The 19,773-nt window shown below is 66.3% G+C and carries 24 protein-coding genes and 1 tRNA gene; 12 read left to right on the top strand and 13 right to left on the bottom strand.

From position 1 onward, the window contains the following. Window positions 1–89: 89 nt before the first annotated feature. Window positions 90–527 (top strand): hypothetical protein, encoded by a 438-nt coding sequence (locus ABGA98_RS08980; protein WP_347617678.1) that lies wholly within the window; start codon window positions 90–92, stop codon window positions 525–527. A gap of 116 nt (window positions 528–643) precedes the next feature. Continuing rightward, window positions 644–1,162: a universal stress protein gene (locus ABGA98_RS08975; RefSeq protein WP_347617677.1), complete on the top strand. Its 519-nt coding sequence runs from the start codon at window positions 644–646 to the stop codon at window positions 1,160–1,162. 188 nt (window positions 1,163–1,350) lie between these two features. Here the strand turns inward: ABGA98_RS08975 and ABGA98_RS08970 are convergent, their stop codons facing one another. Continuing rightward, the gene (locus ABGA98_RS08970; RefSeq protein WP_347617676.1) at window positions 1,351–1,563 is read right to left on the bottom strand and encodes a heavy-metal-associated domain-containing protein; all 213 of its coding nucleotides are present in this window, start codon (window positions 1,561–1,563) and stop codon (window positions 1,351–1,353) included. Window positions 1,564–2,085: 522 nt separating this feature from the next. Here ABGA98_RS08970 and ABGA98_RS08965 point away from each other — a divergent pair. The 3 genes from ABGA98_RS08965 (at window position 2,086) to ABGA98_RS08955 (ending at window position 3,037) form a co-directional block, all read left to right on the top strand. Beyond that, complete coding sequence (locus ABGA98_RS08965) at window positions 2,086–2,205, top strand: DLW-39 family protein (RefSeq protein ID WP_020542320.1); 120 nt, start codon at window positions 2,086–2,088, stop codon at window positions 2,203–2,205. Window positions 2,206–2,220: 15 nt separating this feature from the next. Continuing rightward, window positions 2,221–2,949 carry an HAD family hydrolase gene (locus ABGA98_RS08960; protein WP_347617675.1) on the top strand — a complete coding sequence of 243 codons (729 nt, stop codon included), beginning with the start codon at window positions 2,221–2,223 and terminating at the stop codon, window positions 2,947–2,949. Between the two features lie 15 nt (window positions 2,950–2,964). Then, window positions 2,965–3,037 (top strand) — tRNA-Ala (locus ABGA98_RS08955). An 18-nt stretch (window positions 3,038–3,055) separates the two neighbouring features. Here ABGA98_RS08955 and ABGA98_RS08950 read toward each other — a convergent pair. The 6 genes from ABGA98_RS08950 to ABGA98_RS08925 all read right to left on the bottom strand — a co-directional run bounded on the left by ABGA98_RS08950 (window position 3,056) and on the right by ABGA98_RS08925 (window position 8,432). After that, entirely contained in the window at window positions 3,056–3,736 is a 681-nt protein-coding gene (locus ABGA98_RS08950) for a hypothetical protein (RefSeq protein ID WP_347617674.1), read from the bottom strand. A 379-nt stretch (window positions 3,737–4,115) separates the two neighbouring features. Continuing rightward, on the bottom strand, window positions 4,116–4,916 hold the full coding sequence (locus tag ABGA98_RS08945) for a hypothetical protein (RefSeq protein WP_347617673.1): 801 nt from the start codon (window positions 4,914–4,916) through the stop codon (window positions 4,116–4,118). Window positions 4,917–5,010: 94 nt separating this feature from the next. Beyond that, window positions 5,011–5,829: a protein phosphatase 2C domain-containing protein gene (locus ABGA98_RS08940; protein ID WP_347617672.1), complete on the bottom strand. Its 819-nt coding sequence runs from the start codon at window positions 5,827–5,829 to the stop codon at window positions 5,011–5,013. A gap of 3 nt (window positions 5,830–5,832) precedes the next feature. Then, window positions 5,833–6,672, bottom strand: coding sequence for a sigma factor-like helix-turn-helix DNA-binding protein (locus ABGA98_RS08935; RefSeq protein WP_347617671.1), 840 nt, complete (start codon window positions 6,670–6,672; stop codon window positions 5,833–5,835). A 418-nt stretch (window positions 6,673–7,090) separates the two neighbouring features. After that, window positions 7,091–7,495, bottom strand: coding sequence for an ATP-binding protein (locus ABGA98_RS08930; RefSeq protein ID WP_347617670.1), 405 nt, complete (start codon window positions 7,493–7,495; stop codon window positions 7,091–7,093). 94 nt (window positions 7,496–7,589) lie between these two features. After that, a complete protein-coding gene (locus tag ABGA98_RS08925) occupies window positions 7,590–8,432 on the bottom strand; it encodes a helix-turn-helix transcriptional regulator (protein WP_347617669.1) in 843 nt (280 codons plus the stop codon). A 382-nt stretch (window positions 8,433–8,814) separates the two neighbouring features. Here ABGA98_RS08925 and ABGA98_RS08920 point away from each other — a divergent pair, with 382 nt between their 5' ends. From ABGA98_RS08920 to ABGA98_RS08905, 4 genes are all read left to right on the top strand, one after another. After that, window positions 8,815–9,003 carry a hypothetical protein gene (locus ABGA98_RS08920; RefSeq protein WP_347617668.1) on the top strand — a complete coding sequence of 63 codons (189 nt, stop codon included), beginning with the start codon at window positions 8,815–8,817 and terminating at the stop codon, window positions 9,001–9,003. Between the two features lie 109 nt (window positions 9,004–9,112). After that, complete coding sequence (locus ABGA98_RS08915; protein WP_347617667.1) at window positions 9,113–9,475, top strand: hypothetical protein; 363 nt, start codon at window positions 9,113–9,115, stop codon at window positions 9,473–9,475. Window positions 9,476–9,705: 230 nt separating this feature from the next. After that, entirely contained in the window at window positions 9,706–10,005 is a 300-nt protein-coding gene (locus ABGA98_RS08910) for a DUF6247 family protein (RefSeq protein ID WP_347617666.1), read from the top strand. 361 nt (window positions 10,006–10,366) lie between these two features. Beyond that, window positions 10,367–10,867, top strand: coding sequence for a hypothetical protein (locus tag ABGA98_RS08905; protein WP_347617665.1), 501 nt, complete (start codon window positions 10,367–10,369; stop codon window positions 10,865–10,867). Between the two features lie 256 nt (window positions 10,868–11,123). Here the strand turns inward: ABGA98_RS08905 and ABGA98_RS08900 are convergent, their stop codons facing one another. Further along, window positions 11,124–11,963, bottom strand: coding sequence for a S1 RNA-binding domain-containing protein (locus tag ABGA98_RS08900; protein WP_347617664.1), 840 nt, complete (start codon window positions 11,961–11,963; stop codon window positions 11,124–11,126). Between the two features lie 191 nt (window positions 11,964–12,154). On the opposite strand from ABGA98_RS08900, the gene ABGA98_RS08895 reads away from it, so the two are divergent. Continuing rightward, window positions 12,155–12,439 (top strand): hypothetical protein, encoded by a 285-nt coding sequence (locus ABGA98_RS08895; protein WP_347617663.1) that lies wholly within the window; start codon window positions 12,155–12,157, stop codon window positions 12,437–12,439. Window positions 12,440–12,588: 149 nt separating this feature from the next. On the opposite strand, the gene ABGA98_RS08890 is transcribed toward ABGA98_RS08895, so the two are convergent. Both ABGA98_RS08890 and ABGA98_RS08885 read right to left on the bottom strand, forming a co-directional pair. Continuing rightward, a complete protein-coding gene (locus ABGA98_RS08890; protein WP_347617662.1) occupies window positions 12,589–13,026 on the bottom strand; it encodes a hypothetical protein in 438 nt (145 codons plus the stop codon). 227 nt (window positions 13,027–13,253) lie between these two features. Beyond that, window positions 13,254–13,427, bottom strand: coding sequence for a hypothetical protein (locus ABGA98_RS08885; RefSeq protein WP_347617661.1), 174 nt, complete (start codon window positions 13,425–13,427; stop codon window positions 13,254–13,256). A gap of 254 nt (window positions 13,428–13,681) precedes the next feature. On the opposite strand from ABGA98_RS08885, the gene ABGA98_RS08880 reads away from it, so the two are divergent. Together ABGA98_RS08880 and ABGA98_RS08875 are read left to right on the top strand one after the other, a co-directional pair. Then, window positions 13,682–14,899 carry an MFS transporter gene (locus ABGA98_RS08880; protein WP_347617660.1) on the top strand — a complete coding sequence of 406 codons (1,218 nt, stop codon included), beginning with the start codon at window positions 13,682–13,684 and terminating at the stop codon, window positions 14,897–14,899. A gap of 91 nt (window positions 14,900–14,990) precedes the next feature. Then, on the top strand, window positions 14,991–15,116 hold the full coding sequence (locus ABGA98_RS08875) for a hypothetical protein (RefSeq protein WP_347617659.1): 126 nt from the start codon (window positions 14,991–14,993) through the stop codon (window positions 15,114–15,116). Window positions 15,117–15,457: 341 nt separating this feature from the next. Here ABGA98_RS08875 and ABGA98_RS08870 read toward each other — a convergent pair whose 3' ends face one another. The 3 genes from ABGA98_RS08870 to ABGA98_RS08860 all read right to left on the bottom strand — a co-directional run bounded on the left by ABGA98_RS08870 (window position 15,458) and on the right by ABGA98_RS08860 (window position 19,653). Continuing rightward, complete coding sequence (locus tag ABGA98_RS08870) at window positions 15,458–15,886, bottom strand: hypothetical protein (protein ID WP_347617658.1); 429 nt, start codon at window positions 15,884–15,886, stop codon at window positions 15,458–15,460. A 239-nt stretch (window positions 15,887–16,125) separates the two neighbouring features. Further along, complete coding sequence (locus ABGA98_RS08865; protein WP_347617657.1) at window positions 16,126–16,554, bottom strand: hypothetical protein; 429 nt, start codon at window positions 16,552–16,554, stop codon at window positions 16,126–16,128. A gap of 294 nt (window positions 16,555–16,848) precedes the next feature. Beyond that, window positions 16,849–19,653 (bottom strand): AAA family ATPase, encoded by a 2,805-nt coding sequence (locus tag ABGA98_RS08860; RefSeq protein ID WP_347617656.1) that lies wholly within the window; start codon window positions 19,651–19,653, stop codon window positions 16,849–16,851. Between the last annotated feature and the right edge of the window lie 120 nt (window positions 19,654–19,773).

Below are 19,773 nucleotides of genomic sequence, written 5' to 3'. Positions count from 1 at the left end.
TGAAACGCCTGTGGAGCGGGTGTAAGACCTCAACGAGAGTCCTCTCGGACGGGCGACCGGCTGTGAAGCAGGAAGCCTCACGGGCGACCGTGGGAATCCCCCTCGTTTACGAGGGGGAGGATGTCAACCACAGGCTGTACGTCCTGCACGCCGCCGCGGCCGAACGTGTCTGGGCCGGCCACGACCTGCCCGCGCTGGCCGGCCTGGCGGGACGCGTGCTCGGCTCGGCCGAGCGCGTGCCGGGCGGCGCGCTGGAGGTGGCGGCGCCGCCGTACGAACCGGAGGGGACCCCGCCGGGGGTGCTGCTGTTCAACCGTATCGCCGCGCTGCGCCACCACCGCGCCGACGCCCACGCCACGGCCTGGCAGGCGCAGGGCCTGACCGCGGCCGGGATCGTCACCCTGGCGGACGGGCCGCTGCGCGGCGGGATCGAGGCGGAGACCAACCTGCGGGCCGCGGCGGCGTACCGGACCCTGTCGGCGGACGAACGGGACACCCTGCACGGCGGCCTGCTGAAGCTGGTCTGAGCGCGCCGGGGCCTTCCCTCTGGTTTTCCACGCGGCGACGCCAAGGTTCCAAAATGCCACCTCCCGGTAATCGATGGGTAGGCGCACTATGGTCGTACTTCTCAACAGGAGGCACCGTGGAACAGGAACTGCCCGCCGGTGCGAGGCTGATCGTCGGGGTCGACGAGTCGCCGTCATCGCGCTGGGCGCTCGCCTGGGCCATCGGCGCGGCCAGGCTGCACCGGATGGCCCTGGTCGCCGTGCACGTCAGCCGCGCGCCCGTCCACCCGTTCCCTGAGGCGCTGCCCGTGCAGCACGCCGTCAGAGCGGGCGAGGAGGCGCGCTGCTCAGAGGTGATCACCGGCGTGTTCGACGACGTCGCGGGCGGAGTGCCCGAGGATCTCACGACGGCGGTGGTCGGCCGGGTCGGCGACCCCGGCTACCACCTCGTGGATCTGGCCCGCGAAGGTGATCTGCTGGTGCTGGGGCGGGGGAGACGCGGGCTGTTCAGCCGCATCTTCATGCCCTCGACCAGCATGTACTGCGCGCGACACGCCCGCACCACCGTGGTGATCGTGCGACAACCGACGTCGCCGGACGACCCGGAGATGTCAGGGGAGCGGGTTCGCGGGTTCTGGAGCCGCCGACATCCGTGACCGCAGCAGGCGCAGCCCCTCGGGGATGGCGTCCTTCGCGATCGCGCCGTAGCCCAGCACCAGCCCGGCCTGGGGCGACGGAGGATGGGGCCGGCCGTCGCCTGGGCCTACAGCCCGTCTGACGGGGACGGAGAGGGCATGCGCGCGGTGCCGGCAGCCCGGGGACCCAGCGGAGTCAGGCCACGCGTTCAGGCCTGCCCGGTCAGCTCGTAACCGGCTTCCTTCACCGCCGCGGCGACCTTGGCCGCGTCGACAGGACCGTCACTACCGACCGTCAGCAGGCCACCCGCCAGGTCGACCTCCACGGACGTCACACCCGCCACCTCGCTGACCTCTTCCTTGACCGAGCTCACGCAGTGGTCGCAGGTCATGCCAGTGACGGTGTAGGTAGCAGTGCTCATGGCGATCTCCTCAGGAGGTGTACGACTGTTCGGATCACTATACCCCCCTACGGTATTGCGATGAAGCCGGACACGAGCGTGTTTCGTTCTGAGCCGAACCGTTTGTACGGCGCCGCGCAGCCGCCCCACACCCGAACCAGCCCACAATCCGAAGTCCGACCCGCAGGCGGCTGGCAACCGCGCCCACCTCGGGTTACTCTCCTCCAGGGCACACCTGCACCAGGATCAGGCTGACCAGCCTTTCCTCGCGAGCAGGAGCTGACCTCCAGCACAGACGTTTCGCGCATCCGCGCCGGATATTTGGCATGATCGAGCTGTTGCCCATGAGGGCTGCCGATAGATGGTTGTCAGAAGTTCGTCCAGATGGGGCAGCATTCGGGTCCCACCTGGGGCCGAACACTCATCCATCGCACATTCCACACATCCGCAACACAGGTAGCGCAGCCATCCCTTGCTAGGCTGCTTGTCAACCGTTGGGTCTCACCCCGGCAGGTGAGACCGTCGAAGAAGTGGGGTCACACCGTGAAGAAGCTGCTCGTTCTGGCGCTGATCGCCCTTGGGGGGTTGCTGATCTGGCGTAAGGTGCAGGCCGACCGCGCAGAGCTTGATCTCTGGACCGAGGCGACCGGCAGCGAGAACTAACCGACCGGCGAGGCGATGAGTGACGTCGTCCCCATCAAGCTGGTGTGCCTGGACCTGGCAGGCACCACAGTCGGTGACATCGCCATGGTCGAGCGCGCCTTTGCCGAGGCGATCGCGACCCAGGGCATAGTGCCCGGGACCGGGGCTTACGCGCGTGCCATGGTTCACGTGCACCGGTCCCGGGGATGTCCTACGATCGATGTCTTCCGCGGGATCTTCCCCGGGAACGAAGCCCAGGCCCAGGCGGCGAACCTGACGTTCGAACGCTCCTACGAGGGCGCGTTGGAGCGGGCAGGTATGACGCCCATGCCCGGAGTCATGGAGGTCCTCGACAAACTCCGTGGCAACGGCCTCAAACTGGCCCTGATCACCGGCTTCAGCCGCGTCACGTTGAGCCGCGTGCTGAGCGTGCTCGGCTGGCACGACAAGATCGACCTGGCCATCTCCCCAGAAGACGCCGGCGGCCGCGGCCGCCCCTGGCCCGACATGGTGCTGCACGCGGTCCTCCGCACGGGGGTGACGGACGTACGGCACGTGGCGGTGATCGGCGACTCGGAGAACGACATGCTGTGCGGCACGCGAGCCGGGGCATCGATCGTGGCCGGCATCCTGACGGGCGTCCACAGCCGGGAGCGCCTCCTGAAGGGCGGCGCCACTCACCTCCTCGACTCGATCGCCGACTTCCCGAGCCTGGTGTTGAGCGACGACCTCGGTACGACGCAGGTGGCTTCGTCGGCCCGGTAAGCTATCTTCGTCGAAGGGGCCTTAGCTCAGTTGGCAGAGCGCCTGCTTTGCAAGCAGGAAGTCAGGAGTTCGAATCTCCTAGGCTCCACTCATACAAAAGTTCAGGTCAACGGCCTGGGCTTTCGATCTTTCTGAGGGCTGGTTTTGAGGCCGTGCCCGTTACGTGCCCGACGCGGCGGTTGAAGTTGGTGTTGCGGAGCGCCCCGTTGTCCGGTCCGGCGAAGATCAAGCCTTCCGGCCCGTCCTGGGTGAAGTCCTTCACGTGAGCGCGCAGCTCATCGATGATCAGGTCCGGGATGACGACAGTTCGCCTGCCCGCCTGTGACTTCGGTTCGGTGAAGATCAGGCCCTTGCCGGTGATCTGGATCAGCTGGCGTTCGACACGAACCGTTCTGGCGTCGAGGTCGAGGTCCCGCCGCTGGAGTCCGGTCAGCTCGCCCCAGCGCAGGCTGGCGAAGGTGGCCAGCAGGATGAGTGCCCGGTAGCGGTGTTCGATGACATCGACGATGCGGTAGACCTCTTCCACGGTCAGGATGGGCCGTTCGGGAGACCGTTCTTGGCCAGCTCCCTTGATCCGGCATGGGTTGCGCTTGATGAGCAGGTCATCCACAGCTGTGGACAGAACAGCCTTCAGGAGCCGGTACGCCTTGGCAACCGTGACCTCGCTGACTCCTTCTTCGAGCAGGGCCTTACGCCAGCGCCGGACGTGCGGTTCCTTGATCGCATTGAGCGGTTTCTCCCCGAAGGTCAGCGCGATGTGCCTGCGCAGCAGATAGCCTTGACCCAATTGTGAACGGTTTCTGCGACCAGCCCAAAATCGCGGGCGACCTGTGCAGGAGTTTTCCCGTCGTCGATGACGGCCCGCACGACTTCGGCCCGCAACTCGGGCGGATATATTCTCGGCTTCTTCGCCACGTGCTTCCTTCCCGGACTGTCTCTGACCCTACTTGGGTCCGAGTCCGGAAGGTTCGGGGCACCTCACGCCTCCACCACACACGGCATACCTATGAGGGCCCGGTCTATGGTGCGCGTCCGCGCCCATATACCAAGGGTGCAGCTTCACGGGTTCCACGCCAGTAAGCTCTCCGACGCAGCTAGCGCGGCTGCCGGGGGCTGCTGCACAAAACCCAGACGTCGCTAAGTGCCTCAACCTTCCGCACGTCCGATCAGTCGTGCAGCTCCTCCACTGGCACTGTCTCATCGGCTGGCGGCGGCTTGATGTGTGCCTTCATCCCCCAGTTCGACAGGCGGAGGTCCTCTTCGAAGGCGTAGTACGCGTCGTCGCCGGCGGATCTGTCGAGGCTGTCGTTCGGCTCGCGCCAGGAGCTCCAAGCTCTGCGAACGAGTTGGTCGCCACCGATCCACAACCGCCAGGACACCTTCCAGGTGCCGTACTTGCCGGTGGGCTTGGTCCGGAAGCCGATGCGCAGGCCTGGTTTCGCCTTGTCGAGCTGCGCGAAGGTGATGCTGCCCTGGTAGAGGGTGGTGCGCACCCCGTCGTACACGCCTGCGGGCCGCCTGCCTGTGGTGCTGGCCAGCACCGCTCTGAGCGTGTCCTGGTCGGCGAGGTCGACAAAGCCGGACTTCAGCACGAGCTGGCATGGCGGCCAGTCGTAGGACACCCAGGTCTTCCCCGGCGGCAGGGGATCTTCAGGGTCACGCTTGACGTACGACTCGTAGCCGAGCTTGCCGACGCAGATGTTGCGAGTACCGCGAAGAGCCAGGTTGGGGTTCTTCATGTCCGTCGCCACGATCTTGCCTTTGCCGAACCCCACGACCCCGCGGACCGGCTTGACGGAAGACCAGCGGCCGAACATGAACATCCGGGAATGCTGGACGACCTTCACCCCATGGCCGGGGACGAGTTGGCTCTGGACGGCGCCGGCCGGATCCACCTCGGCGTCGGCGTGCGCGGCCTGACCTGCGGTTAGCGTGGATACGACCACCAGGAGGACCGCCGCAACCATCCGTCGCTTCATCACGTTGGGATCTTCGCAGCGGCAGGTCTCATCGTGATCACACATGCCTACCGTGCATCTTGGCCAGACCAGTGAAGCGCTGTCAGGAACGGCAGTAGAGCGCGGTGGCGTCGTCGAATGTCTTGCCGCGTGGCCAGCGTACTCCCTGTGGGTCCGACTTCTCGGCTGCACGGACTTGGCGGATGAGTTCGTCAGGGCCGGACTGCTCCAACACGTCGCGGACGTGGCTCCACGTGTGCAGGTGGAAGCGGTCGACGAGTCGGGATGCGCCATCGCTGAGAAGTGCGGCGGCTCGGATCTGGTCGGCGGGCATGTTGCCGGTGAGCGCCTGGTCGGCCGCGAGTGGATCAGTGGCGGCTACCCAGAAGCCGCCGTCGCGGTTGCGGTAGGAGCGCAGCGTCTCGACGTAGCGGCGATGAGCGGAGACATGTTCGTCGGTACCGGAGGCGAGGGCGTCCATTTCGGCTCGGTGGAGGGCGCCAACTTGGGCCTCACGGTCATCGCAGATGGCCATGGGTTCTCCCGCGTCGACGACGTCCAGGACGAGGACGGAGTCAGCCAGGACGAGCCATTCCAGCATGTCGTTCGTGTGCCGGAGCATGGTGACGGTGGCTGAAGGAGAGCCGGGGTGGCTCAGATCGCAGGTTCCGTCATGGAGTGAGGCCACCGTCTTGATTCCTTGGGCGAGCAGTTCGGCCAAGGTGCCTGTGCCCTGGGTCATGGAGGCCAGGAGGGTCGAGCCGAGGCTGCGGGAGAACCACGCCACGCTGTGAGAGCAGCCGGACTCGGACCCGGGTGGGGTGCCGGCGCCGTCGAGGAGGACGGCCGCGTCGGCGGTGGCGGCGACGAAGTCCTCGTTCGGTCGGCCTGGGACTGCTTCGGTGGCGAAGGTGACCCGCACGTTTCAGTCCTCCTCGTGCCGGTACAGGGGGCTGGCAAGCTCCGCCTTGACCGGCTCACCAGTGGCTGGGTCGTACTCAACACCCACGACGGTGGAGAAGCGCTTGTCGCCTGCCTGACCCCATAGCGTCGCTATCTCGGTCTGGAGGAGCTGCACCACGCCAAGCGTGCCTTGAGGGTGGATGCCGGTGAACACCAGGAGATTGCCCTTGCCGTCCGGCCGCCCAAGCCGCCCGAGGTAGGCGTAATCGACGGCACGAGCTGGTTCGCTGTCCGAGCCGGAGCGGTACACGGTGCCGATACGGCTGTCGTGCAGCGTCCAGACGTCATCCTTGACCCACTTCAGAACCGGATCGGACTCGTACAGCTCGCCCATGACGGTCGAGAGCCTGGGCCCGCAGATCACAATGAGGTTTGGCCGGTCGATGTTGATTTTCCCGCCTAGCGGAACGTGTTCCAGCTCCACCGGCAGGTCAAAGCCGCGGGCAAGGTCCTCCAGCCGCTTGGCTGCTGTGACGTCCTCCATCGCGACCACCGGCCGGGCGTTGGTGGCTTCGCGCTTGAGCGGTGTGACCAGAGTGATCGTGCCTGTACCGAGAAAGGCCCCTTCAGGTGCCGGACCGGTGTGCCGGATCTGGTGAATCCGGCCTCTGGTCAGGCCTGCTTCCTTGGCGATCTGTGCATATGAGAGCCCTTGAGCATGTAGCACTTGGATCACCCGCCGCCGCAACCGGGAGAGCTCAGCGACCTCCTGTTGAGCAGCGTTGAGACGCTCGGTAGCGACCCGCAGCAGTTGGAACGGGTCTTCTATCGCAGCAATACGCTCAACGTCACTCGGCGGCATCGATCCCCCTCTGATCACTGCAGGCGAGTCTAGGCCCCTAGACGGTTTGCCGTCTATCCCCCTCGACAGTACGTTTTTGACCAGTTCGCCAGTTTTGGAACTAACCGCCCTAATCGCCGACCGCCGATTAGGGACGCCGCGCGGACTCATCGCGCCGTGCCCGCAAGTAGCGCAGCCCACATGACGCGGGATTCGCCAACTCGTACACGGCGAGTCTCGGCGACGACTCCCCGACCCACCTTGGCGACGCGCCGGATGAAGCCGAGGCCGGCGGCCTCGCACAGTTCGTAGTAGACGCTCCTGCAGTCGCACGTCCAAGCGATCGTCCGAGGTCGCCCGTCCGGGCGAGCGGGGTACCAGTCGAGCTTCACACACGACGCCTGTGGTGAAGGGAGATGAGGCGACAGACAGGAGGCCATCAGGAAGACGCTCCCTGCAATGCCGCGTCCAGCACGGCCCAGACCGTTCGACCGTGCTCGTCACCCCACACACCCCAGTCGAGGGCCAGGGTTGCGACGACAAGCAAGCCCCGGCCACCTTCGCCCTCCAGGCATGGCCGGAAGACCCTGGGGGAGGAAGGTCCTCCCTCATCGAGGACACCGAGCCAGAGGCGGTCCGGATGAGCTTGAACACTCACCAGGAACCGTCCCCCGAAACGCCCGCTGGCGGAGTGCCGTATCGCGTTGGTGGCCAGCTCGCTGACGATGAGTTCAGCATCACCGACCGCGGGCCAGCCTCGCAGGAGCGTGGCCACGAAGCGTCGCGCCTCGGTGATAGAGGGGGCGGAGCCGAGGAAGTAGCGGGAGAAGCGCCAGGCCGACATGGGCAAGCTCCGTCGTCTAGGGGGCTATACATCGGATGGCGCCAGCGTATGAGTGATGCTAGATACAGCTCAAGCTATTCGACGCATAAATGCGTCACTTCTCTAGATGGCTCATCAGGCTTCGATAGTCGTCGGCCACCGACCCAAGGAGCCGGCGCAGTGCATCGCCGTACACAGCCACAGCCGCGAACGCCTCAAATGTCTCCGCGTGGGTGGTCAGCTCATCGGCCTCGCTCAGGCTGAGGTCACCCGTCAAGCTCTCGACGACGCTCAACGAACCGTCGTAGATCGTGAATCCGTGCAAGGGGAACGCCGGCACCTGAACGGACCAGGGCACGACCCCGAGGGTCACATGCGACAGCGTGGCCACCGTGGCCAGCCGGTCGAGCTGAGCCAACATCAACGACGGTGGCCCTGGCCAGGTGCGCACCGCACCCTCAGTCAACAGGAACGAGAATTCTCGCGCCGAGTCGAACAGGACCGATTGCGCCTCCACACGTGCCGCCGCGGCCTTGGCTGCATCGCCCTCGTCGACATCACGCCCAACCGCCAGCGCGAGCCGGGCGTATTCGGCTGTCTGCAAGAGTGCTGGGATTACGGCGGACTGGAAGGACATCAATCGTCGCCCCGCCCGGACCCGAGCGGCGTTCGCTGCCTCCCGGCCAGCAAGGCCGCCCTTCAGCCGAGACACCTCGTCGCGAAGCCGTACGAGAAGAGCATCCATCTCGGCCCGACCCGCCTCATCGAGACCCAGCGCAGCGACCAGCCGCTCAACAGTCTCGGGTGTGGGGAGCAGCTGACCTGTCTCGATCCGAGAGATCGTAGGCTGCGCCACCTGTGCCCGCTGCGCGAGATCCTTACCGGTCAGACCCTCATCCTTGCGTAGCCGCCGCAGCAGCTCGCCCAGCGCCCTCAGCCGATCCTGTCGCTCCGCCACACGGAGCGTTCTACCACCAGGCCATGCTGAGCATTGCCGAATTGTTCTTATAGGAGATCAAGCCGCGGCGCGGCGCGCCGCCGTACCCCGGCCCTCCGCCCGCCCGCCGTCCGGGCGTGCAACCTGGGGGCCGGTCCCGGACGGCGGCGGGACACCGGGCCTGGCACCGCACGCCGGCCCCGCCGTACCAACCGAACGCACCGGCCGGGGTTGCCACGCCGCCGCACAGATGCAGCCCTCACGATCGCCACGGCATGGCTGGCCACCGTACGTGCTTGGGGGCGATCGACGATCCAGGGTTCGTTTCTCACCCTGGCTCACCGAGCAACGGGCTGATCACGGTGCTTGACCCGTGGACTGGCGGCTTGCAGGGTGACGAACTATGGGTAGGAGACGCTACGTCGCCAGAGGCGTTCCCGGCGGCTACCGGATCTGGGACAACAAGGCGCGCCGCTGGTGGGGCGACCTCTACGAGTTATGCCCTGACGACCTGCTCGACGAGCTGAACGGCGCGCGTAACCACGACAAAATCACGGCCCTGCTCAAGCGCTATAGAGCTATGCAGCGTTAGGCTGCCTCCCGCGAACATGCCTGCCGGCGGCCGAAACGCAGATCAGCAGGCGGGCCTGCGCGGTGTCAGGCTGCTGCTGTCCGTGGGCGTCCTCGAGTATGGTCACGCCATGGAGATCCCCGAGCTTGCGGAGCTGATCTGGCTCTTCGAGGACGAGCCGCAAGGCGAGTACGAGGACGTTCGTTGGCCAGTCGGCCTTCACTCATTTCAACTCACCCGAGGCGCGATATCGGTCCTCTTCTCCTTCGATCCCACGGCGGGTGAGGGGTATATCAGCCTCTACGTGGACGGCGAGGAGATCACGTACATCAGGCGGCTGCGGCGTCTCGGGAGACTGTCGGTTGAGCGCCAGTGGTCCGGCTACGAAGGGCTGAAGCTGTGGTTTCGGGAGGACTACAAGGAGCCGGTTGTGCTCCAGACCAAGCCCACAATCCGGCTCTCATGGGACGTGAATTCTCTCGGCGAGTGGTAGCCGGGGGCACAGGTGGGCTGGCAGCCGCCGCACCCCACCCCATGAAAGCGACTGCCGATCCAGCGGGAGCCACCTTGGGAGTCCTTCACCTGCGCCCGTAGCTCATCGATGATCAGATCAGGGATTACTACGTTCACTTCCCGGCTCTTGGCTTGGAAGGTATGAAGGTCAAGGGACTGAGTGAGAGCACGAGGGCGCGCTTTCGTGCTCGGGAAGATAGGTTGGTCGGTATGGCCGCTCAGCCTGTGGAGCCTGTTGCACCCTATGATCCAGGTGAGGATCCGGCCGCGATCTTCGAGGCGCTTCCGGCGCCGCACCGTGCGCGGTTCCGGGCGGAGTACGACGAGGCTTTGGAGGCCGCGCACGACTTGGCCCGCTTCAAGCAGGTGCAGACGCTGTTGCGTCAGTGGCGTCTGCGTGCGATCGCTTACGCCCGCCCAGGCTACGAGGAGGCCGTCCAGGACGCTCTCCAGAACCGTACGGAGATGTTCACTCGCTACACCCCGCCGGAGTGGGAAGGCCGGGTGTGAGCTACAAGTTCGATGGCTTCCACGGACGCGCCCTCTACGAGCTGAACGGTCTTCCCGAGGAGGTCCGCGACGGGGCCTACTGCTGGAGCGTCTTCTTGAACTCCTCCGCGATCCGTGGGACGCGGTCGTGGAGCGTCCCGGTCAGTCCGTGGTGAGACACGCCTTCTTCGGAGATAACGGCCAAGGGATGATGACGTTCATCCTCGATGAAGAGACCAGGGTCTTGCGCATCATCGATCTCCTCTGGGCCGGCTGACCTCCGTTTCGAAGGATCAGAAAGTGGCCTTTTCGATCTTGTACAGCTACGAAATACAGCTACAGGCTCAGCTGGGGTAGCACAACAACGAGCGAGTCCACGATCATGCTGTACGTGGCGATGCTCCGGTTGCTGGCGATCGGCCTTCTCAGCGGTGTCATAACAGTGCCGCTCTTGTGGCTGCAACAAGGCGACGGCTTCGAGTACGCACGGCTCGCAGCTCTGATGGCGTTCGTACTCGGCCAGTTCCTCACCGTGCCTATCGGGTTGGTGGTGGGCTGCGTCCTTGCCGCCACGGGATCGTGGACGCGTACCCCTGGCTACGTCCTGGGTGCGATCACGACCGTGTTCGGAGCGGTCGTCGCCACGCAGGCCTGGGCCACGATGAACTGGGTCGATGGAGGATCGGCCAGGCTTGGTGATTCGGATGTCGAGTCCTTGACGATGTTCCTTGCCTCTTTCTCCGGTGGGGTTACGACCCTGGTCGGTGTGGCCATCGTCTCGTTTCGATGGGCTGGCTACGATCCGCAAGCCGCTCCGGTGCGTCAACGGGGTCCGCGTAGGTACGGCCGGGCTAGACGTCGTCCTTTGTCCCAGGTCATGTGAGCACGCGGTGTGAACTCCACACCGAAACGGCGGCCCTCCCCGGTGTTTCACCGGCAGGAGGGGAGGGCCGATCTTGAACGATTGACGCTCATGTTGTCGCCGGGCAAGAACCAGGCCAACCCCAAGACCAGCCCTGAAGATCATGGACATCGTCCGTGTCGCCCATCAGGCCCTACGTGCTCAGAAATAACGTCGTCCTGCAAGAGGCCGGCGCACTCGTCGGTCCTGGACCGTGCTGTCTCCCGTTCAGGTGCTATCAAGGCGATAGGGGACCAGAACCAGCCTTCTTGCGGGAGAGGAGCAATCGGCGGGCGTCGCGATCCAGGCTGATGATGGTCACCTTGACGCGGTCGCCGACCTGAACGACCTGTTCGGGAGCCTCGACAGGCATGGAGATGAGCTCATCCAAGGGCACCAGGCCCTCGATGCCTTCTACGACTCTGACGAAGACTCCGAACGGGACGAGCTTGGTTACGGTTGCGCAGAACTCTTGTCCCTCGCGAGCCGCGTCGGCGAACTCCTGGAAAGGATCAGGCTGAAGTGCGCGAAGGGAGAGCCTGGCTTCGCCGTGTGTGGTATCGAAGCAGAGAACGGAACAGGTGACCCGCTGTCCTACCTCGACGACCTCAGAGACCTCATCGAAATGTCGCCAGGACAGCTGGGGGATCGAGATGAAACCTACTCCTGGATAGACGGGATGCGGCGGCCCATCATCCAGCGCAACGAACACACCAAAGCGCTGCACCTCTGCCACTTCGCCGCTGAGTACCTCGCCAGGGCGGAGTCCTTTCAGGAATGCCCAGAGTTCGGGATTCTCGGTCGCGGCCAGGGACAGGCCGATCCTTCCCCGTTCCTCATCGACATCGATCACTTCGGCGGTGACGCGCCGGCCGACCTGTATGACCTCATCCGACAGGCGACACCAGGAGACGTGCAAAGGCCCGATGTCCGCCGATGTCAGACCCAGACGCCCGTCAAGCCTCACCGCGGCCCCGTGAGGACGTCCCACCTGCGTGATCGTCCCCGAGACGATGTCGCCGACCCGAACCGCCCTCAAGATCTCCACTATGTCTTGATCGTTCGTCGGACTGTCCACACTGCCCACTTTGTCATAACCGCGGTGATGTCACTCGCCGCAAGTGCCGGGCCATTAGCGGGCCATTAGGAGGGGTGACGAGGGGTCAACCACGGTCACTCAGGACCGATCCGTTGCCCAGCTCAGCGCCTCATCAAGCCGCGATCGATGCAGTTCCCAAGCTGACAGCGGCTACTCGGTAGCCTGGCCCCGTGACGATCAGCGGAAGGATGATCGGGGTCTTAGCCATCTGCGCCGGACTCCTGCTACCGGTTGCCAGTTGCATGGCGACCGCGGGCACCTATTTGCCCTACCAGGACCCGACGCCGGAGATGCTGAAGGAGCAAGCCGAGGCCATCGCCCGTGCGGACTTGCTGAACCTCCGTGCGATGACGGTCGGCACCCTGCTGACTCTGACGGGTCTCGCTCTTCTTGCCTACGGGGCAGTACGGCGACGTCGGGGTTCACGACGAACAACACAGAGCGATCATGACTGACTCAGCCTCGCGGGATATGCGCGGGATGACCTTCCCAGGTAGAGGAAAGGCAAGAGCCTTACCCGGAGGTCAGAGGCCTGATGCAGCCGGGAACATTGGCCCGTTGTGAAACCGTCGTAGCTTGGTTGAGCCCGCGATGATCCGAATGGCTATTGCCATGGTGCGAGGTGGTAAGCAGGGTCGTCCTGGAGTGAGAGCTCACGCTGTTTCAGACCGTAGGTCGAGCAGAAGTTGACATCTTCTTCCAGGTGAAGAGCGGTGAACGGCTCCGAGATCGTCACATCTGGCCTGATAACGTAGCCGGTCTTCAGCACCTCGTGGTCTGGCCCTTGGCTGTCGATCGAGTCGAATCGAGATGCATCTCCTGGGTCTTGCCATCCCCCGGAAACCTGCCATTCGTAGCGCAACTCCAGGGTTGCAGGTTCTGGGCAATGCCAGCGAAAGCGACCAACCTCGATGCCACCGGCGGCGTTGGCCCATGCACTCCAGCCACGGCCATCCGGCAGAAATCCCAACCAACTGGTCTCCATGTACCCAAGGTCGTAGGGCCCACTGTCCCAGAGGCCCACGAGATTCTCGTCGTACACGCCGGTCAGGGTGGCATCGATCGCAGTGGGAGCGCAAGGCGTGATCGTCGGGCCATGAAGGGCGGTCAGCGGCGGTCAATCACGGGCACTCGCGGACTCCCCCCGACCCAGGTCGAGGCGGTTGTGCTCGAAGATCGGGCCGATCTGCAAGCAGGATGTCAGGAGTCTCCTAGGCTCCACCTCGTGAAACGTCCCGCCACTGATCATGTGGCGGGGCGTTCGTGCCATTAACGTGCCATGAGCGACGCGTGGCTTCGCCGCACACAACGGGCGCGGCCGCGCAGCAGCGCGACCGCGGTGGGCTGGTCCAGGGCGGGGACGAACTGTTGGTAGCGGGCCAGCGCCGAGGCGCTCATCCCGGCCGTGGCGGCCACCACGTCCAGCCTCCCGTTTCGGCGCATGCCCGTTGACGCCGGAAGCGATCGCGTAGAGACCGTCCTCTTCGCGTCGCGACCACCCGTAAGTCACCAGCCGCTGAAACGGGATCGCGTGCCCTCCACCTGAGAGCGAGCCCGCGCGTTCGCTGCCCTCTCTGTCAGATCTGTTCGTGACCGGCCCTTCAGACGGTTGCGTCCGAAACGTGCCAGCACCTGCTGCTTCATCACTGCTTGGCTGGGGTGCCTGCTCGCCACGCGCACCTGCCTGAACGGGAATCATGTCCACCACCACGCTCGCCCGGCCCCGCTCGCCTCTCATCAACTGGCTGGCGGTCATCTCGCTCATGTTGGGCATCTTCGCCATCGTCACCAGCGAAATCCTGCCCATCGGCCTGCTGACCGCCATCGGCGCCGACTTCGGCATCTCCGACGGCACCACAGGGCTGACCATGACCCTGCCCGGCATCGTCGCCGCGGTCGCCGCCCCCACCGTCACACTGACCACCGCGCGCCTGGACCGCCGCGTGATGCTGTGCGTCCTCATGGCGGTGCTGGCCGTGGCCGACGTGCTGGCCGCAGTGGCGACCTCCTACTGGGTCATGCTGATCTCCAGGGTGCTCGTCGGCCTCACCATCGGCGGCTTCTGGTCCATCGGGGCCGGGCTGGCCGGCCGCCTGATGCCGCCGCACGCCGTCGGCACCGCCACCGCTGTGATCTTCTCCGCCGTGCCACTGGGCTCCGTGCTCGGCGTACCGGCCAGCACTTTCATCGGCAACCTCGCCGGCTGGCGAACCGCCTTCCTGGTGCTGGCCGCGCTGGCTGTCCTGGTCCTGGCCGCCCTGATGGTGCTGCTGCCGCCGCTGCCCGCCCACCAGGTCACCAACCCTCGCGTCCTGCTCGACCTGCTACGCACCCGGGGTGCCGCCATCGCCCTGCTAGCCACCTTCCTCATCGTCCTGGCCCACTTCGGCACCTACACCTACGTGACGCCCTTCCTCCAGGACGTCACCGGCCTGCCTCCCGCAGCCGTTAGCGCCGTCCTGCTGGCGTACGGCATCGCCGGGATCGCCGGCAACTTCCTGGCTGGCAAGGCCATCGCCACACGCCTGCGCGCCGCTTTCGTAACCTGCGGTTGCCTGATCGCGGCCACCACCCTGCTGCTGCCCTCGGTAGGCGGCACGACCGCCGGCGCCGTGGTGTTGCTCGTGATCTGGGGCCTGGCCTACGGAGGAGTGCCCGTTTGCTCGCAGGCATCGTTCCTCACCGCCGCCCCTCACGTACCCGAAGCTGCCACGGTGGTCTTCACCTCCTCCTTCCAGGCGACCTTCGCCCTCGGCGCGTTCCTCGGCGGCCGCGTCGTCGACTCCTTCTCGGTCTCCACCGTGATGATCTGCGGCGGACTGACTGCTCTGCTCATGGCGGTGTCCCTATGGTCACTCCTCAAACCGCGCTGCGCCGGCGCCCTGCACCCCGCAGACGACAGGAGCCGCAGCTAAGCCGTCCAAAGCCTCGACCTCGGGAAACGATCAACCCAGGTCCGGGAAGCGATCTTCCGAGCCTTGCTTCCGTACCAGTTCAGGTTGACTCGTGAACGCCCCACTTCAGGTAGAGGGCCACGACCGCCTGCGCGAGTCCGACGGCGACGTGCCGAGGGCGCTGCGTGCGTACGACGCCCGGCCGCCCAGCGCATCGTGGCGGCGTCGCGCTGGATGACCCGCTTCGCCGTCGCCGGTCGGATGACGGGGCACGCGACGCCTGATGCGCCTGCTGCCCGCCTGATACCCCGGGCCGCGGACGGGGGCGGGATCGGTGGGTTCGGCCGCGATGCCGCCCTACTCCGGATCGCGCATCCCGTCTCCTGAGCTCCACTCCAGGTCAAAGGCCACATCCCGTCATCAGGATGTGGCCCTTGCGCTTTCGTGCGGCGACTCTCACCAACGGCTGATCCAAGTGCTCACTGAGCCGTTTTGGAGATCGGGAGCCTGCGGATTTCGAACCCGGATGAAGGCCGCTCGGAGCGAGGCAGAGCCCGCGGGTGGTCGGCCCGTTTCACGTCAGGCCGGGAGCTGCTTCTCGTGCCAGGTGTAGTAAATATAGGTGCTGCCGGGTCCAGTCAACGTGCCGTAGACCTGCCAGAAGCTGTCAGGGGCCAGCGAGTAGCGGAAGATCTTGTCCCCGGGCCGGTTGTCCACGAACTTGCTCTGTGTTCCGTTGTTCCAGATCCTTACCTCGATGCTGAATGTCGAGGTGTCGGGGATGTCGAGGCAGATCTCGTAGTTGTACGCATACGGGCCGCCGATGTTGTAGCTGCGGCCGTCGATCGCGGGCCGCTCGACGTTGGTGGGGACGTAGCTGTTCACGACCCGGGTGTACTCGCCTGCGGCGCAGTCGACTGCGGAGGTGGCTGCGGACGCGGGGCTGATGCCGGTGAGCGCGGCGCCGAGGACGCCGGTGGCGACGAGCAGGGAGATGGTGCGCTTCATGCCTCTCCTCATTCGTGCAGGGAGTCTCCAACCGAGTAGTTGAAGGATGAACTGATTCTGACGCGGCGGTCCACTTCCGGACAAGGCGGGAAAGAACTCTTGCAATGCCGAGTCAAGCAGTGACGTTCAGTCGTTAGTCGACGTCCGTTTGCTCACCAGGCCGGTGAATGCGAACTCGGTCAAAAGCCTTCTGTGTCGCTTGGTAGTGGTGGAGCCGACCATCGTTGCATGAAGCCGGGTCAGGCCGGGGTTCGCTTCTCGTACCAGGTGTAGTAGAGGAAGGTGCTGTCGGGGCCGGTCAACGTGCCGTGGACTTGCCAGAAGCTGTTGGGGGGAATGTCGTAGCGGAAGATTTTGTCCCCGGGCCGGTCGTCCGTGAACATGGTCTTCAACCCGTCGTTCAAGTCCCGTACGTTGATCGTGAACGTTGAGGTGTCCGGGATGTCGAGGCAGATCTCGTACGTGTACGCCTGCGGCCCGTTGATGTTGTACAGCAGATTGTCAATGCCGGGCCGCTCGACGTTGGTGGGGACGTAGCTGTTCACCACCCGGGTGTAGTCGCCGGTGGTGCAGTCGATGGCGGAGGTGGCTGCTGCGGACGCGGGAGTGGTGGTGAGCGCGGCGCCCAGGACACCGGCGGCGGCGAGAACGGAGATCTTGCGCTTCATGCCTCTCCTATCCGTGCGGTGACGCTCCAACTGAGTAGTTGAAGGCTGAACTGATTCTTGCTTGATCAACCGCCTTCGGACAAGGCCGGGCAAGAAGCTGTGCACTGCGCAGTAAAGCGGTGACGCTCAGTCCTGCATCGTTGTCTCACGTGGCCGGGCCCGGCGCTGCTCGCCGGGGCGAGGGCGTCGAGCCTGCATGTCAGGCGTGCTGCCTCGGTTCTACCGGCCGGATCGCCTTGTACTTGTCGTACTGCCAGGGACCTACGGCGACGAGCGGATGTGGCCGCAAATCTGTCAGACCGGGACTCGGCCGTGGTGTCCGTTGGCCGACTGCGCCTCGGCAGGCGTCAGCCGGCGGTCGTCGGTGGCCGGCTCTCGGCCCTGGGCGCCGCCATCCGACAGGGTGCCTTCGATCACGTCGCGAAGTTGTGCTCGGGCGGTGATGCCCAGTTTGGGGAACACCCGGTAGAGGTGGGAGCCGACGGTACGCGGCGACAGGTAAAGCCTGTCCCCGATCTCCCGGTTCGTCAGGCCGCGGGCCGCGAGCTGGACGATCTGCTGTTGTTGGGGGCTGAGCTCGGTGAGGGCACCGGGCACTACGCTGCTGGTGGCCTCGATGCCGGCGGCTCGCAGCTCTGCCTTGGCCCGCTCGATCCATGGGCGCGCGCCAAGCCGCTGGAAGGTTTCGAGTGCCGTGGTCAGCAAGGGGCGGGCCTCGGCGATGCGACGTTGCCTCCTGAGCCACTCACCGTAGTCCAGCCGTGTCTGTGCCCGCTCGAACGGCCACTGCTCGCCCGTGTCGTCCGCCAGCGCCGCCCGGAAGTACGGCTCCGCGTGGTCCGGTTCGGCGAGCAGGGCACGGCCTCGGTTGAGCAGTGCGGTGATCCGTGCCGACGTGCCGGGGCCGAGGTGCCGCGCCGATCGCTCCAGCAGTTCGGCGGCGTCCTCCCGTCCCCCTCGGCGGACGGCCGCCGCGGCGAGTTCGGCCAGAACGGTGTAGGAGACGTGGTAGTGAACCGGATCGCCGTCGTCGGTGAAGGCGGAGCGGAACTGTGCGTACGCGGTGTCGTAGTCGCCCTCGGCCACTGCCGTCAGGCCCAGGGCCCGGCGTGCGGAGACCGCGATGGAGCGGCTCTCCAGCGGATCGACGAGGGCCAGCGCCCGCTCGGCACCGCGTCGCGCGTCGGCCGCCTCGCCAAGCAGCGCGAGCACCGTCGCGTCGAGCGCATGTACACACGCCTCGGCGTGGTCCAGCCCGGCCGCTGTCGCCACCGCCGAGATCTCGGCGGCCACCGTGCGGGCGTCGGACCACCGGCCCTGCTCCAGATAGGCCCAGCCGACGGCGCTTCCCAGGCCGTCCGGCAGCGAGCCACGGGCCTGCCACCGGTCGTACGCCTCGTCGAAGGTCCTGACGGCCAGGGCGGTCTGGTCGAGGATCCAGGCCACGATGGCGAGCGCGGTCAGACTGCCGGCGTCGTCCTTGGCCTCGGCGATGAGTCCGGGCAGCGCCGGGACGAGGCGGGCTCCCGCGCCGTGGGGGTCGGAGACGGCCGGCACCCAGGCGTGCAGGGCGCCCCTGTCGGTTGCGTCGGGTATGGCGGAGAGCAGCTTCTCGATCTGCTGTCGCTGGGCCTCCTCGCCCGAGTAGTAGCGGACCACCGCGGCTGCGGCGAGCGCGTCCAGGACGCGGGGCGAGTGGGTGGCCGCCGCCTCGTCCGCGATGCGGGTCAGCAGGGCGAAGGCCGCCGCGTGGTTCCGGCGCAGGGTCATGAGCTGCCCGGTGGCCAGCCAGGCCCTGCTGATCAGTGCCGGGTCGTCACTGTGCTTGCGGACCTCGGCGGCCAGGCGTTCCACCCAGCCGAGCTGACCGGTGAAGACGGCCATGACGGCGGCCTCGGTCAGCAGCCGTGCCTGGTCCGCGCGGCGCGGGCTCAGCTCCGCGGCGCGCTCCAGGGCGGCGGCAGCGGCCGCGTAGCCGCCCCGGCGCCGCGCCCGGTCGGCCGTCTGCCGCAGGGCGGCCGACACGTCCTCGTCGGGACGCGTGGTCGCGGCGGCGAGGTGCCAGGCGCGGCGGTCGGGCTCCTCGCTCAGCTTCGCGAGAGTGAGATGTGCCTGCCTGCGTTCCTCGAAGGAGGCTGCATGGTAGACGGCCGAGCGGATGAGCGGGTGGCGGAAGGAGATCCGGGCGCCGTCCTGGCGTACGAGGCCGGCCCGCTCCGCGGGTGCCCACGCCTTGTCGTCGGCCTCGGGGAGTCCACGAGAGGCTGTCGACGCGTCCGTCGCATCGGCGGCCGCGAGCAGCAGCAGAGGGCGGCGGGTCGCCTCCGGCAGGGACTTCGTCTGCTCCGCGAAGATCCGCTCCAGTCGGTCGGTGACGGGCAGCGGGCCCTCCACGCTGCTGCCGCCGGAGTGCCGGGTCGCGCCGGCGCGGGCGAGTTCGATCAGGGCCAGTGGATTGCCGGCCGCCTCCTGCAGGATGCGCACCCGGTTTCGGCCGGTGGGTGGCGTGGGCTGCTGGTCGAGCAACCGATTCGCCGCCTCACCGTTCAGCGGAGCGATCTCCAGGTGCTCGTATCCTGTGTCAAGCCCGGGCAGCGAGGCTGCGGCGCGCACGCCCACCAGCAGCGTGACAGGTTCGGTGTCCATGCGCCGGGCCACGAAGGACAGAACGTCCAGCGATGCGCGGTCGATCCACTGGGCGTCATCGACCACTATGAGCAGCGGTGCCGGTTCCGCCAGGTCCGACACCAGGGTGAGAACGGCCGAACCGACGAGCACGCCATCGGGGGCCTCGGTGCATTCGTCCAGCCCCAGGACGATGCGGAGCGCGGAGCGCTGCCGCGGCGGCAGGCTGTCCAGCTCGCCGAGCACCGGGCGGAGCAGCTGATGAAGGCCCGCGAATCCAAGGCGTGCCTCGGACTCGCTGCCGACCGCCCGCAACACCCGTTCGCCCTCGCGCCGGGCGTGGTCAGCCACGAAGTCGAGCAGCGCGCTCTTGCCGGCACCGGGGTCGCCCGTGAGGATCAACACCTCGCTGCCGGACCGGCCGGCGGCGACCCGCCGCATGATTTCCGCGGTCTCGATTTCCCGGCCCACCATCGACTGATCAAGATCGTGTGTGGAGCCCTGGTCCCCTCGGTCCCGTCCACTGTTTTCCACAATGCTCCAGGAATTGAGATATGCCCGGGATATAGCGTGGGAGTATTTATGCCTCTCCGA

Origin of the sequence: Nonomuraea sp. B1E8 (assembly GCF_039871515.1) — a bacterium.
GTDB lineage: Bacteria > Actinomycetota > Actinomycetes > Streptosporangiales > Streptosporangiaceae > Nonomuraea.
This window is presented reverse-complemented; position numbering and strand designations above follow the sequence as displayed.

Bases quoted from the DNA above. Each gene is read 5' to 3' on its own strand.
- ABGA98_RS08910 (WP_347617666.1), top strand. From the start codon at position 9,706: ATGGCCGCTCAGCCTGTGGAGCCTGTTGCACCCTATGATCCAGGTGAG.
- ABGA98_RS08905 (WP_347617665.1), top strand. From the start codon at position 10,367: ATGCTGTACGTGGCGATGCTCCGGTTGCTGGCGATCGGCCTTCTCAGC.
- ABGA98_RS08915 (WP_347617667.1), top strand. From the start codon at position 9,113: ATGGAGATCCCCGAGCTTGCGGAGCTGATCTGGCTCTTCGAGGACGAG.
- ABGA98_RS08935 (WP_347617671.1), bottom strand. From the start codon at position 6,672: ATGCCGCCGAGTGACGTTGAGCGTATTGCTGCGATAGAAGACCCGTTC.
- ABGA98_RS08970 (WP_347617676.1), bottom strand. From the start codon at position 1,563: ATGAGCACTGCTACCTACACCGTCACTGGCATGACCTGCGACCACTGC.
- ABGA98_RS08885 (WP_347617661.1), bottom strand. From the start codon at position 13,427: ATGCGCCGAAACGGGAGGCTGGACGTGGTGGCCGCCACGGCCGGGATG.
- ABGA98_RS08870 (WP_347617658.1), bottom strand. From the start codon at position 15,886: ATGAAGCGCACCATCTCCCTGCTCGTCGCCACCGGCGTCCTCGGCGCC.
- ABGA98_RS08865 (WP_347617657.1), bottom strand. From the start codon at position 16,554: ATGAAGCGCAAGATCTCCGTTCTCGCCGCCGCCGGTGTCCTGGGCGCC.
- ABGA98_RS08930 (WP_347617670.1), bottom strand. From the start codon at position 7,495: ATGTCGGCCTGGCGCTTCTCCCGCTACTTCCTCGGCTCCGCCCCCTCT.
- ABGA98_RS08945 (WP_347617673.1), bottom strand. From the start codon at position 4,916: ATGGTTGCGGCGGTCCTCCTGGTGGTCGTATCCACGCTAACCGCAGGT.
- ABGA98_RS08880 (WP_347617660.1), top strand. From the start codon at position 13,682: ATGTCCACCACCACGCTCGCCCGGCCCCGCTCGCCTCTCATCAACTGG.
- ABGA98_RS08860 (WP_347617656.1), bottom strand. From the start codon at position 19,653: ATGGTGGGCCGGGAAATCGAGACCGCGGAAATCATGCGGCGGGTCGCC.
- ABGA98_RS08960 (WP_347617675.1), top strand. From the start codon at position 2,221: ATGAGTGACGTCGTCCCCATCAAGCTGGTGTGCCTGGACCTGGCAGGC.
- ABGA98_RS08920 (WP_347617668.1), top strand. From the start codon at position 8,815: ATGGGTAGGAGACGCTACGTCGCCAGAGGCGTTCCCGGCGGCTACCGG.